This window comes from Pseudomonas sp. UF-293, assembly GCF_058245595.1.
Genome location: NZ_JBSICA010000027.1, coordinates 1 through 13,116, shown reverse-complemented (window position 1 = coordinate 13,116; position 13,116 = coordinate 1). Strand labels below are relative to the sequence as shown.

Below are 13,116 nucleotides of genomic sequence, written 5' to 3'. Positions count from 1 at the left end.
CAGGCAATCCTTGATAACCGAGGCTATTTAGCCTTCCAGTTCCCGCCGCTGTTTTCACAATCAATCTTCGCCTGTGCCAGATGCTCACCGTCGTAGTAATACGTCGTGACTTTGGCGCCGTCGGGCATGTTCAGCGGTTTGGCGCTTTTGTCTTTGCTGGTCGAGTGCGGGTTGGCCAGCGATTCCTGGGTGAGGCGGGCGGTGCAGGTGGCTTGGTAGTGGTCGTCGCAGCGTTCGACTTTCTTCTTGGTGGCGTTGAGGGTGTCCTTGCTTTCGTTGCTGCAGGACCAGTTGATGGAGTCCACGGGCATGCCTTCGTATTCGTAGCAGCTGTGGGTTTCCACCGCCGGCACTGCGGCGCTGGAGGAGCGGGTCTGGACGTCGCAGCCTTCAGCCATGACGCAGGTGGGGATGATGGCGAACGTGGCGATCAAGAGCAGCAGTCGGGTTTTCATCGGCAATTCCTCTCCAATGGCGCCGCGTCTGATCGGTGATTTGGCGCTTGTCTGGTTTCGAGGCGGCGAGGGCGGGCAAGGTTCAATCGCTTTGCGCTGCGCGATCTTCGCGTACACTGCGCAACAATCAGAAACATTCAGCGCAGGATTCGATTCCCATGGCCCAAACCCTCGAACGCGCTATCGCCATTGCCGCCACGGCCCACACCGGGCAGGTGGACAAGGGCGGGGCGCCGTACATTCTGCATCCGCTGAAAGTCATGCTGCGCATGAGCACGCTGGAAGAACGCATCGTCGCTGTGCTGCACGATGTGGTCGAGGATTGCGGGGTGAGTCTGGATGACTTGCGCGCGGAAGGTTTCAGCGAAGAGGTGCTGGCGGCGATTGCGGCGGTGACCAAATTGCCCGGTGAGTCCTATGAGGATTTTGTCGACCGCGCCGCGCAAAACCCGATCGGGCGAGTGGTGAAGCTGGCGGATCTGGAAGAGAACAGCGATATCTCGCGGATCGCCTCGCCGAGTTGGGAGGATCTGGAGCGGATCGAGAAATATCGGCGGGCGATTGCACGCCTTCGCGCATAGGAATGCAAATCCCCCTGTAGGAGCTGCCGAAGGCTGCGATCTTTTGATTTTGTTTTTGAAGATCAAGATCAAAAGATCGCAGCCTTCGGCAGCTCCTACCAAGGGATGGTGGTCTGTCAGATAAATAGCCAGGAAGGCGAACGATGAAATCCATTGTGTGCTTGTTGATAGCCGCCGCTCTCGGTGCGTTGTTGCAGTTTGAAGGCGTGCCTCACGGCTTGCTGCTGGGCTCGATTGTGGTGACCGCGTTTTTCGCCAGCAAAACCGGCATCGCCCCGGCAACCCCTTATGGCTTGGGCTACATTCAGGTCACGCTGGGCATCGCCACCGGCCTTATGTTCGAAGCATGGGACAGCCAAACGGCCGCAACAATGGTGCCCAGCCTTGGCGTGTTGCTGATCTGCCTGACGGTACAAATTGCACTCGCCGGATGGTGGCTCACACGCGGTGCCGGATGGAATCGCACTGATGCACTGCTGGCGGTGTATCCCGGCGCATTGGCGGCGGTGTTCGATTTGCTTGAATCGGAGAAGGCTTCGAGCAAAGTCATCATCGTGCATCTGATGCGGCTGCTGTTGATCACCGTGCTGGTGAGTTTGCTGATTCCCGGGCAAGCAGCGGTGAACGAGGTCGCCAGCGACCCATTGACCACAGGCATGGCGCTGACCGCATGTTCAGTGATCGCTTTGAGCGTGTTGCTCGGACGCTTGCTGCTGATGATCGGCGTCCCGGCGCCGTTTATGCTCACCGCAATCCTCATCACCGCGACGTTCGTGAAATCGGGATGGCTGCATGGCTTTCATATGCCGCAGTGGAACCTGAACCTGGCCGCACTGGTTCTCGGCGTGCGCATCGGCTCGCGGTTTCAGGGGCTCGGCATTGCAGAGTTGGCGCGACATGGGCGCACCGCTTTGGTTTCGGTCGGTTTGATGGTCGTCGTTGCAGCGGCATTTGCCGAGGTGGCTGCGCGCTGGCTGGGCAGTGATCCGCTGTCGCTGTGGCTGGCATATATGCCGGGCGCGATCGAGACGATTGCGATTGTCGCGTTTGGCGGCGGGCTGAATGTGGTGTTTATCCTGACGCATCACTTAAGCCGGATGGTATTGCTGCATTTTGCCCCGGCGTTGTTGGTGCAGGTCAGGCGTGGCCCAAGGCAATTGCGAACGATACGACAATCATGCAGGCGAAGGCGAAGTTGAGATTCATGGGCTGTTCATCCTGAGCTTTTGAGAGTGGCGCCATTGTGAACACGCGCCACGCAAAGAAAAAATTCGCCGTGTTGATTCCAATGATCGAAAGCATTGATAGCCGCTGCGTTTGTATTTGCCGGAGACTTTCGCTAGTGTCGCTGAAACCTGCAACTACAAGCACAAACAGGCAGAACCATGCACGATCATTCCATCGCTGAACTTCCATCCTTGCGTCGGCAGAAAATCCTTTTGCTCCTCGAACGCGACGGCAAGGTCATGGCCTCTGAGTTGAGCCAGCATTTCGCGGTGTCCGAGGACACTATCCGCCGCGACCTCGCCGAACTGGACAGTGCCGGGCTGGTGCAGCGCGTGCATGGCGGGGCGCTGCCGCGACCGAAGGATTCCGGCAAGGATTACTTCACCCGCCTGGATGAGACCGATGAGGTCAAGGTCCGTCTGGCGCAAGTGGCGGCGCAGCATATCGAGGACGGGCAGATTGTGCTGTTCGATTCCGGCTCGACCACGTTGCAGGTGGCACGCGCATTACCCGCCGACATCCGCATCACTGCCGTGACCGCCTCACCGCTGACGGCGATTGCCCTGTCGGAATACAAGGGCGTGAAAGTGATTCTGGCGGGAGGGGAGTTGAATCCGCATTCGATGTCGGCGAGCGGTCAGGAAGCGCTGCGGCTGCTGGCGGGGATCAAGGCGGATCTGGCGATTACCGGGGTGTGTGCGATTCATCCCGAGGTCGGCATCACCTCGCTGCATTTCGATGAAGTGCCGATCAAACAGGCGATGCTCGACAGTGCAGCGCAGGTGATTGCAGTGACTACGGCAGACAAGTTGGGCGCGGTGGAGCCGTTTGTGGTGGCGCCGTGTACGCGCCTGCATATGTTGATTACCGAGCGGCATCCGGGGGCGAATGTCGAGGATTATTGGCGGCTGGGGATTGTGGTGGAGCAGTTGCCGGATTGAATTTTGTGTGGGGTTTGAGGGCCTCTTCGCGAGCAGGCTCACTCCCACAGGGGATCTGCAGTGAATAAATGACTTTGTAGGAGCTGCCGAAGGCTGCGATCTTTTGATTTTGCTTTTTAAAAGCAGGATCAAAAGATCGCAGCCTTCGGCAGCTCCTACAGGTAATGGATCAGCGCAACCGCTCAAGCATCTGGTAATACCACATCCCCGCCGCCAGCAACGGGTTGCCCAGCAGGTCGCCCATCGGCACGCGGATGTGCTGGCACGCGGCGAAGGTGTCGAACTGCTCCAGCTGCCCGGTGATTGCCCGGCTCATGATTTCGCCCATGATGTGCGTGGTGGCGATGCCGTGTCCCGAGTAGCCCTGGCAATACCAGACGTTGTCCGAGAGCTTGCCCAGTTGCGGAATGCGGTTGATGACGATGCCCATTGCGCAGCTCCACTGGTAATCGATCGGCACGCCTTTTAGCGCCGGGAACGTGCGCTCGATACAAGGGCGCAGTTCCGCAGCGATGTCGCGCGAATCCTTGCCGCTGTAGTTGGCGCCGCCGCCGAACAGCAAACGGCCGTCGGCGGTGAGCCGGTAGTAATCGAGGACGAAGCGGCAGTCGTACACGGCGAGGTCTTCGGGGTTGATCTGTTTCGCCAGATCACCCAGCGGCGCGGTGGTGACGATGCCGCCCATGGCCGGGAAAATCTTGCCCTTGAGCTGACCCGGTTCGAGCTTGTGATAGACGTCGCCGGCGAGCATCACCTGACTGGCGTTGATCTGGCCGTGAGCGGTGCGCACGCCAGGGTTGTCGCCGTGAATGATCTCCAGCACCTCACTGTTCTCGAAGATCAGCGCGCCCAGGCTTTCGGCTGCGCGCGCTTCGCCAATGCACAGGTTGAGCGGGTGCAGGTGCATGTTGCGGGTGTTCTTGATTGCGCCGTGGTAGAGCTCGCTTTGCAGCAGATCGCTGACCTGGCTGCGGTCGAGCAGGCTCACTTCATCGGCCAATCCGCGACGCACGGCTTCGTCATAATCCTTGCGCAGATCGACCATGTGGCTCGGCTTGTACGCTGCGTGCAAATGGCCGTGTTTGAGGTCGCACTGGATCGCGTATTTCTCGACGCGCTGGCGGATGATTTCGTGCCCGCGCCAGCGCAGGTGCCAGATGAAATCGTCCACGTCATCGCCAAGCTTCGCGCGCATCTGCTTGCGCATTGCGCCGTCGCCGGAGAGGCTGCCGGTGACTTGCCCGCCATTGCGCCCGGTCGCGCCCCAGCCGATCTTGTGGCTTTCGACGATGGCGACTTTCAGGCCTTTTTCCGCCAGTTCGACGGCAGTGGCGACGCCAGTGAAACCGCCGCCGATGATTACCACATCGACCTTATGCCGGCCTTGCAGGGTCGGGTAGTCGGTGTCCTGGTTGAGGGTGGCGGTGTAGTAGGAATTGCAGCGAATGGTCATGTCGGGGTCCACAAAAAATTCTGGGTTCGAAGTGCATTCCCTGTGGGAGCGAGCCTGCTCGCGAAAGCGGTGTGTCAGTCACCCAAAATGTTGAATGTGATGACGCCTTCGCGAGCAGGCTCGCTCCCACAGGTTCGGTGTCGGATCGTTAGGCCTCGGTCAGATACCACCGCCAATCCTGCTCACCCACTTGCGCCATGAACTGCCGATACTCGGCACGCTTCACCGCCAGATACACCCCAAGGAATTCCTGGCCCAACGCCTCCCGCGCCCACTGGGAGTTTTCCAGCGCCTGCAACGAGGTCAGCCAATCGGTCGGCAACAATTCTTTTGCCTGAGCGTAACCATTGCCCTCGACCGGCGCGCCCGGATCCAGCTCTTCACGAATGCCGCGATGAATGCCGGCAAGGATCGCTGCCGCCGCCAGATAGGGGTTGGCGTCGGCGCCACAGATGCGGTGTTCTATGTGCCGCGTAGGCGCCGGGCCGCCGGGCACGCGCAGGCTGACGGTGCGGTTGTCGACGCCCCAGGTCGGCGCCAGTGGTGCGTAGCTGTTGGCCTGAAAGCGCCGGTAGGAGTTGGCGTTGGGGCAGAACAGCAACAGCGAATCCAGAAGAGATGCGAGCATGCCGCCGATCGCCGTGCGCAACAGCGGTGTGCCGGCCGGGTCTTCAGAGGCGAACAAATTACGCCCCTCGGCGTCGGCGAGGCTGACGTGCATGTGCATGCCGGTGCCGGCCAGATCATCGAACGGCTTGGCCATGAACGTCGCCTGCATGCCGTGCTTGTGCGCTACGCCTTTGACCAGACGTTTGTAGCGCACCGCTTGATCCATCGCCTCCAGCGCATCGCCGTGTTCGAGGGTGATTTCCACTTGCCCGGGGGCGTATTCGGAAATCGCCGTACGCGCCGGAATGCCGTGCAGTTTGCAAGCGCTGTAGAGGTCGGCGAGGAATGGCTCGATCTGCTCCAGCTCGCGCAAACCGTAGACTTGCGTGTGCCGCGGTCGCCCGCCGTCGGTGTCCAGCGCCGGTTGCGGGCGGCCGTTGTGATCGCGTTTGGCGTCGAGCAGATAGAACTCCAGCTCGCAGGCCATGATCGGGTGATACCCCTCGGCCTTGAGCCCGTCGATCACCTTGATCAGCAGGTGCCGAGGGTCAGCGATGCTCGCCGGCAGGCCCTGTGTCGGGTGCATGCTGACCTGCACGGCGGCGGTCGGAATCTGCCGCCACGGCAGGCGCACCAGACTGCCTTGCAGCGGATAGGCGCGGCAGTCGATGTCGCCGACGTCCCACACCAGCCCGGAGTTCTCGACGTCCTCGCCTTGCACGGTCAAACCGAGAATCGTGCTAGGCAAAGGCCGGCCGCTTTCGTACACGGCCAACAGCTCTTCACGGTGCAACAGCTTGCCGCGCGGCACGCCGTTGGCGTCGAGGATGAACAACTCGATCATGTCGATATCGGGGTTCTGTTCGAGGAACAGGCGTGCGTCTTCGATGGCTGCGAATTTCATGGCAAATCACTCACGGTGGCGCCGCACAGGCGCGCAGATTCGGCCGGACACGACGCGACAAAAAGGCGTAAGTGTCCCGGCAGGGATATCAGGAAATAGGGAAATTGACTGTCGCGGGTATCAAGCTCACGCGATCAGGCAGGAACGGCGATATCCGGCGGGCGTGCGGAGTGACGCAGCTTGGAACGGCGCAGGGCCATGGGCAGATTGACGATGCGGTTCATACGCAGCCCCGTTTGCAGTGGGTGCGTACAGCAGAGACGTGCAACCTTTGCGGTTGTTGTGGTGACGTACTCATAACGCGTGTTTCCGTTGGCGGAAAGCGTCGGTAGCAGGGCGAACCTGGCGACCGGTGTGCCCGGATAGTAAGGGGGAATTCGCGCGCGTGTAAATGGGAGATTCGTCGGTGGCGCTTACCGGCGTTTGGGCTGATTGACCGAGTTGCCTTTTTCGCGCGCAGGCTCGCTCCCACAAGAGAGTGCATTTCAACTGTGGGAGCGAGCCTGCTCGCGACTGGCCGCACTTCGGTCCAGAGTGAACACGCCGCGCCTTTCGTTGCTTGCCGTTGTGTCGTTCAGCGCAGCACGTAATCGTCCGGTTCCGGTGCGGGCGGCAACGGCAAGACGCCCAGTTCGTGCAGCACGTCGCGCTCCAGGGTGCGCACCAGGGCATCGGTCGGCAGATCGTTTTCATCGCGCCCGAACGGGTCTTCGAGTTCATCGGCAATCGCGTCGAAGCCGAAGAAGGTGTAGCTGACAATAGCCGTGAACAGCGGCGTCAACCAACCCAGCGATTGCGCCATGGCGAAGGGCAGCAGCAGGCAGAACAGGTAGATGGTGCGGTGCAGCAGCAGGGTGTAAGGGAAGGGCAGTGGCGTGTTCTTGATCCGGTCACACACGGCCTGGGCCTGACTCAGGCAGGTCAGATGATTGGCCAACAATTGATACCGCCAAGGCGACAGTGCACCGACCGTTTCCAGCTCGGAACACTGGCGCCCGACCTGATGAATGATCTGTCCGCAGTGATCCGGCGCAGCCCCATCGATCGGCGGGCTGACCCAGTCGGCACTGGCCTGCGCCTCACTGTCTCCACGCAGCCGCGCATTCAACGCATGGGCGAAACCGCACAGGTTGCGCAACAGTTGCCCACGCAGGCGGGTGTCATCGAGGCCTTGGGTTTCGCGCATCACCGCGCGCACCCGCAGCAGCACCTCGCCCCAGGCCTTGCGGCCCTCGTACCAACGGTCGTAACAGGCGTTGTTGCGAAAGCTGAGGAAAATCGACAGCGACAGGCCCAGCAGGGTGAACGGTGTCGCGTTGATCTTGGCGAAGTAGCTCGGCACAACGAGTTCGATCAGCACAATCGCCGCCGCCAGCAGGGTCAGCATCAAAGTGCGCACGGCGATGCGTTTGGCGATCGAGCCTCGGAGGGTGAACAGCACAGCGAACTGATTGGGTCTCGGTCTGACGATCATCTCGCGGTCCCGGTTGCGCGGCGAATCAGCCGCCGGTCATGTTCATGAAGCGCACCACTTGTACATCGTCGTTGACTTCGAAGTTGTGTCGATACGGCTTGAGTTTCATTGCCTCGATGATCGCGTTTTCGAGGCGCTCCGGATGGCCCGGATGGGCGCGCAAGACGGCTTTGAGGTCCATCGAATGCTCGTTGCCCAAACACAGCAGCAGACGACCTTCGACGGTCAGGCGCACGCGATTGCAGGTGCCGCAGAAGTTGTGGCTGTGCGGCGAAATGAAGCCCAGGCGAATGTTCGGTGCTTCGGCCACGCGCCAGTAGCGCGACGGCCCTTGCGTCGATTCGGTCGAGTCGATCAGGGTAAAACGTTCGGCAATGCGTTCGCGCACTTGCGCGCTGGAGTAGAAGGATTCGGCGCGGCTGTGTTCGGCGATCGCGCCCAGCGGCATCTCTTCGATGAAGGAAATATCGAGATTACGCTCGATGGCGAAACTGACCAGATCATTGATCTCGTGGTCGTTGCGCCCTTGCATCACCACGCAATTGAGTTTGGTGCGGGTGAACCCGGCGGCGCGGGCGGCATCGATGCCCTCGATGACCTGCGCCAGATCGCCGGTGCGGGTCAGCTCTTTGAAGCGCTGCGGATCGAGGCTGTCGAGGCTGATGTTCAGGCGTTTGACCCCGGCGTCGAACAGCGGCTTGGCCAGTCGGCCCAATTGTGAGCCGTTGGTGGTCAGGCACAGTTCGCGCAGGCCTGGCAGGGCGGCGATCTGTTCGCAAAGTTGCACGACACCAGGCCGAATCAGCGGCTCGCCACCCGTGAGGCGGATCTTGCGCGTGCCGAGGGCAACGAAGCTTTGCGCCACCTGAAACAGTTCTTCGAGGGTGAGGATCTGCTGGCGCGGCAGGAACTGCATGTCCTCGGCCATGCAATAGACACAGCGAAAATCACAGCGGTCGGTGACCGACAGGCGCAGATAATCCACGCGGCGGTTGTGACCATCGATCAATTCACGCTGTGTCATGGGCTCGCCTCGTGGATGTGGAACGCCGTCAGGGGGCGCAGATCGCGCAGGGTAGGCTGCGCTCGCCACGCCGTCCAATCACTCTGGCTGACCGAGTGATTGACGGCGTCGATGATGCCTTACGGTGCGCCAAACATTGCCGTCCAGTAAATACCGGCGTTGCTTTTCGGATCGGTCGCATAGGCGGCGCCCAGTTCCTGGTATTGCGGGTTCATCAGATTGGCGCAATGCCCGGGGCTGGCGAGCCAGCCGTCGACGACCTTGCCGACGGTGTCTTGCCCGGCGGCGATGTTTTCACCGACCAGTTGCCCACTGTAACCGGACAGCTCGGCGCGGTCGCCCGGCGTGCGGCCGTCGCGGTCCTTGTGGTCGAGGTAATTGTTGTTGGCCATGTCGCGGCTGTGATCCTGGGCAACGGTGCCCAGCGTGGCGTTCCAGGCCAGCGGTGCTGCCGCCGCGAAGGCCTGGCCGCCGCACTGACGGGCCTGACTGCGCGCGGTATTGAGTTGCGCCAGCAGCTTTTGCCCTTCGCTTTGCGCATCGCCGAGTTTCGCCGTCAGCAACGGCCGCGCGAGGACGATGCGCCAGTCGCGGTCAACGCGGTTGACGCCGATATCGACAAACTGCGGGTCGAGCACCACCTGACAGAAGCTTTCCTGAATCGCCTTCATTGCAGACGCCGCATCGCGCGGGCCGTTGAGGGTAATCGCCTGCACGTTGACCATCGGGTAGTGGGCGCTGGTCATGGCCTGCTGCAAATCGACCGCGCCGCTGGCAGGCAGTCGCAGCCGTGGATCGGCCGACAGCGGTGGCAACTCGTTCGACGCCTGCGTGCCGCAACGCTGCGGCTGGCTGCGATAGCTGTTGATCGACTCGATCAATTGCAGTTCATCGGCGGCCAGCGCCGAGGTGGCGAAAAACACGCCCAGCGACAATGCGGCACAACGCAAAACGGACGGCATGAAGCGCATGGAAATCTCCCTTGAGCTGAATGCGCCCATGATGCGCGAAAGGCCCCCGGTGGGTGAATGTCTTTTTCTTTGCGGCGGAATTTTTTCTCCGCTGGTGTGCCCGCGCATTTGCTCGCTACACTCTGCGAAGACCCCGCAAACCGGGCGTCTCCCCGACGTAACATCTTGCCCCGCACGGGCGCTGACGGAAGAACCGACATGGGATTGAAAGGCTGGGTGGGCGGTTTGTTGTGTATCGTTTTAACCGGTGCAGCATGGGCCGGCGCGCAGGCGCCGATCGAGGTGAAGGCCGAACAGAAAGCCGAGGTGCTCGAAGAGAAAGCGGCGGATAAAGTCAGCGCCGCACCGGCACCTAAATCCGAAGCCATCACCCCGACCGAAGCGCAGGCGGTGGACCCGGCCGGCGCCGCGCCGCTGGACGATCCGCTGACCTGTCTGGCGCGCAGCATCTACTGGGAAGCCAAAGGCAAGGACACCCCGGAAATGGAAGCCGTCGCCAGCGTGGTGATGAATCGTCTTGGCCATGAAGGCTTTCCCGACACAGTCTGCGCAGTGGTCAAGCAGGGTTCGGAAAGCGGCAATTGCCAGTTTTCCTGGTGGTGCGATGGCAAGCCGGATCAGGTCAAGGAAGACGCCGAATACACGCTGGCCAAGGAAATCGCTGGCAAGGCGTTGAACCGCCAGCTCAAGGACCGCACGCGCGGCGCCTTGTATTTCCACGATCGCGGCGTGCACCCGAGCTGGGCCAAGGCCTATCGCAACACGGCGCAGACCGGCAGGTTCCTGTTCTACAAACCCGCCGGGGGCGACGCGCGTTAACTGGCGTGGGTGTTGAGAATGCTCGCCACCTGCTGCGGCTGGCAGTTCAGGTACGGCGACTTTTGCAGCCAGCGCTGATCCGGATACCAGGAAAACATGAACTGGCCGTTCTTCAGGCGATCGATCACCTGTTTGGCGATCTGCGGCCGCACGGCGGGGCAACCCTGACTGCGGCCGATACGCCCCTGACGCTTGCTCCACAGCGGGTTCACGTAACTGGCAGCATGAATCACGATCGCGCGATCGCGGGCCAGATCATTGAAGCCGGGTTCCAGCCCATCCATGCGCAGCGAATAGCCGTGGGTACCTTCATAGCTTTCCTGAGTGCGGAACAGGCCGAGGCTGGACTGATAACTGCCTTCGCGATTGGAAAACTGCGTGGCGAAGTTCTCCCCGGAGTTGGAGCCGTGGGCGACCAGATCGCGCAGCACCAGCTTCTTTTTAGTCAAGTCGAAGATCCACAGGCGGCGCTCGGTGGACGGTTGCGAATAATCGATGATCGCCAGATGCCGCGAGGGTTTCGCGCCGTTGTTGACCGCGCATTGCATGGCGTTCAATGCACCTTTGAGCGCTTGGGGATTGAGTTCCGGCGCGGCGTGGGCGAGGCTGTTGTAGAGAACCGGCGATGGCTTGCCGGCGGCAAATACTGGGCTGGTCACGGCGACAAGGGTCGCGGTGCTCAACAGAAGTCGGCGCAAAAACGTCAACATTTTATAAAGTGTCCTCAACTTGCTACATAAACGGCACTTTGGCTCCTGACTCCCAGTCAATACCCGCAGGCTCGCGGTTCGAGCCTGACTGTTCAGCGCACCTGATGTAAGGTTGACCGTCATCTGGACGGCCATGGATTGGAGTAAAGCAGTTGTTCAAAAAGTACGCATGCTACTTGAGCATTTGTTTGCTCGCTGCGCCGTTTGTCGCTTGCGCCGATGAGCCGCTGCCCCCGCTCGAAACCCTGGCTACGCCTGAAACGCAATTGCCGGTCGAGCCGCGCAGCCCGTTGCAGGCGGTTTTGATCAGCCTGGCGCAGTCGTGCCCGCCGATTGCCGCGCGCCTCAACGGCCCGGCCTTGAGCCAATTGCAGGCGTTCTATGAACAGCAGGACTGGATGCCGGTGTGGGCGAGTGAGTCGGCACGCTTACCGGCCTTGCGCGCGCAATTGCAACTGTTGGCCGACGATGGACTGAACCCGAGTCGCTACGCGGTCGCGACGACATCGCCGCAGGACGGCGAGTTGTGCGCCGACATCGACATCAGTCGCAACTACCTGCAGGTCTTGCAGGATCTGCATTACGGCCGTCTGTTGCAATCGCATTTCGAACCGCTGTGGCGTGTCGACGGCCCGCCGACCGACCGTCAGGCGCAATTGCTCAGCATTGCCGTGCCGGGTATGAACGATATTGCTGCAGCGTTCGACCTGGCGCGTCCGCATCTGCCGCAATATCAAAGCCTGCGTCAGTTGTATGCTGCGCAACGCTTGCAAGCCTTGCCGCAATGGCAGCCGGTGGGCAACGGCCCGTTGCTGCGCCCGGCGATGGAAGATGCGCGCGTGCCGGAACTGGCCCGACGGTTGTACAGCGAAGGCTATCTGGCACATGCGCTGGTGACGCCGGACAACGCTTACGATGACGTGTTGGTGGAGGCAGTGAAGCATTTTCAGGCCACTCATTCGTTACAGGCTGACGGTGTGGTCGGCCCAGGCACCATTGCTGAGCTGAACATCAGCCCGCTGACCCGCCGCGATCAGTTGCGCGTCAATCTCGAACGTTTCCGCTGGATGGCCCAGGACATGGAGCCCAGCGGCCTGGTAGTCAACGTTGCGGCCGCTGAGTTGACGCTGTATCAGGGCGGTCAGCCGGTGTGGCAGACCCGCACCCAGGTCGGCCGCGCCGAGCGCCAGACCCCATTGCTCAAATCCCGCGTCACCCGCCTGACACTAAACCCGACCTGGACCGTGCCGCCGACCATCTGGAAAGAAGACAAGCTGCCGGAAATCCGCAAGGACCAGACCTTCCTCAGTCGCCAGAACCTGCAAGTGCTCGACGCCAATGGTCAGCCTCTGGCAGCGGCCGATATCGATTGGGACAACCCCGGCAACATCCTCCTGCGCCAGGACGCCGGCCCGCGCAATCCGCTGGGGCAAATGGTCATCCGCTTCCCCAATCCGTTCTCGGTGTACCTGCACGACACGCCGAGCAAGGCGCTGTTCGACAAAGGCCCACGGGCGTTCAGCTCCGGCTGCGTGCGCGTCGAGCACCCGCTGCAACTGCGCGATCAGCTGCTGTCTCCGGCGGAAAAGACCCGCACCGATACGTTGCTGGCAAGCGGTACCACTCATGAATTTCGCTTATCGGCGCCGGTACCGATCCTGATGACCTACTGGACGGCGCAAGTCGACAACACCGGGCATGTACGCTACGCACCAGACATCTACAGCCGCGACAGCGCATTGCTGGTGGGACTGGATCGGGCACATTGACGTTGTACGGAGCGTACATCAGCAGTGATGTTGCCCGACCCGACGCTTTCGCAAGCAAGCCCGCTCCCACAGGGGAATCTGTGGTGTTGGAAGATTTTGCGCCTGGCGCCAGTTGAATGTGGGAGTGGGCTTGCTCACGAAGAGGGAGGCACATTCAGCAACGATGCTGCCTGACCTGA

At 61.2% G+C, this 13,116-nt stretch carries 12 protein-coding genes; 5 read left to right on the top strand and 7 right to left on the bottom strand.

The window, feature by feature from the left end; all coding sequences use genetic code 11:
• Window positions 1–23: 23 nt before the first annotated feature.
• On the bottom strand, window positions 24–455 hold the full coding sequence (locus AC4IHP_RS22305) for a hypothetical protein (RefSeq protein ID WP_490832774.1): 432 nt from the start codon (window positions 453–455) through the stop codon (window positions 24–26).
• Between the two features lie 158 nt (window positions 456–613).
• Here AC4IHP_RS22305 and AC4IHP_RS22300 point away from each other — a divergent pair, with 158 nt between their 5' ends.
• From AC4IHP_RS22300 to AC4IHP_RS22290, 3 genes are all read left to right on the top strand, one after another.
• The gene (locus AC4IHP_RS22300) at window positions 614–1,036 is read left to right on the top strand and encodes an HD domain-containing protein (RefSeq protein WP_490832773.1); all 423 of its coding nucleotides are present in this window, start codon (window positions 614–616) and stop codon (window positions 1,034–1,036) included.
• 143 nt (window positions 1,037–1,179) lie between these two features.
• Complete coding sequence (locus tag AC4IHP_RS22295; RefSeq protein WP_490832772.1) at window positions 1,180–2,235, top strand: AbrB family transcriptional regulator; 1,056 nt, start codon at window positions 1,180–1,182, stop codon at window positions 2,233–2,235.
• 186 nt (window positions 2,236–2,421) lie between these two features.
• The gene (locus tag AC4IHP_RS22290; RefSeq protein WP_490832771.1) at window positions 2,422–3,204 is read left to right on the top strand and encodes a DeoR/GlpR family DNA-binding transcription regulator; all 783 of its coding nucleotides are present in this window, start codon (window positions 2,422–2,424) and stop codon (window positions 3,202–3,204) included.
• 169 nt (window positions 3,205–3,373) lie between these two features.
• On the opposite strand, the gene AC4IHP_RS22285 is transcribed toward AC4IHP_RS22290, so the two are convergent.
• From AC4IHP_RS22285 to AC4IHP_RS22265, 5 genes are all read right to left on the bottom strand, one after another.
• Window positions 3,374–4,657 carry an NAD(P)/FAD-dependent oxidoreductase gene (locus AC4IHP_RS22285; RefSeq protein WP_490832770.1) on the bottom strand — a complete coding sequence of 428 codons (1,284 nt, stop codon included), beginning with the start codon at window positions 4,655–4,657 and terminating at the stop codon, window positions 3,374–3,376.
• 148 nt (window positions 4,658–4,805) lie between these two features.
• Window positions 4,806–6,170, bottom strand: a complete 1,365-nt coding sequence (locus tag AC4IHP_RS22280) for a glutamine synthetase family protein (RefSeq protein WP_490832769.1) — start codon at window positions 6,168–6,170, stop codon at window positions 4,806–4,808.
• A gap of 574 nt (window positions 6,171–6,744) precedes the next feature.
• Entirely contained in the window at window positions 6,745–7,644 is a 900-nt protein-coding gene (locus AC4IHP_RS22275) for a bestrophin family protein (RefSeq protein ID WP_490832768.1), read from the bottom strand.
• A 25-nt stretch (window positions 7,645–7,669) separates the two neighbouring features.
• Window positions 7,670–8,668 carry a GTP 3',8-cyclase MoaA gene (moaA, locus tag AC4IHP_RS22270; RefSeq protein WP_490832767.1) on the bottom strand — a complete coding sequence of 333 codons (999 nt, stop codon included), beginning with the start codon at window positions 8,666–8,668 and terminating at the stop codon, window positions 7,670–7,672.
• 119 nt (window positions 8,669–8,787) lie between these two features.
• A complete protein-coding gene (locus AC4IHP_RS22265; protein WP_490832766.1) occupies window positions 8,788–9,639 on the bottom strand; it encodes a CAP domain-containing protein in 852 nt (283 codons plus the stop codon).
• Window positions 9,640–9,837: 198 nt separating this feature from the next.
• On the opposite strand from AC4IHP_RS22265, the gene AC4IHP_RS22260 reads away from it, so the two are divergent.
• Window positions 9,838–10,458 carry a cell wall hydrolase gene (locus AC4IHP_RS22260; protein ID WP_490832765.1) on the top strand — a complete coding sequence of 207 codons (621 nt, stop codon included), beginning with the start codon at window positions 9,838–9,840 and terminating at the stop codon, window positions 10,456–10,458.
• On the opposite strand, the gene AC4IHP_RS22255 is transcribed toward AC4IHP_RS22260, so the two are convergent.
• The gene (locus AC4IHP_RS22255) at window positions 10,455–11,168 is read right to left on the bottom strand and encodes a murein L,D-transpeptidase catalytic domain family protein (RefSeq protein WP_281893641.1); all 714 of its coding nucleotides are present in this window, start codon (window positions 11,166–11,168) and stop codon (window positions 10,455–10,457) included. The genes AC4IHP_RS22260 and AC4IHP_RS22255 overlap by 4 nt on opposite strands.
• Before the next feature lie 152 nt (window positions 11,169–11,320).
• On the opposite strand from AC4IHP_RS22255, the gene AC4IHP_RS22250 reads away from it, so the two are divergent.
• Window positions 11,321–12,937, top strand: a complete 1,617-nt coding sequence (locus tag AC4IHP_RS22250) for a L,D-transpeptidase family protein (RefSeq protein ID WP_490832764.1) — start codon at window positions 11,321–11,323, stop codon at window positions 12,935–12,937.
• Window positions 12,938–13,116 lie beyond the last annotated feature (179 nt).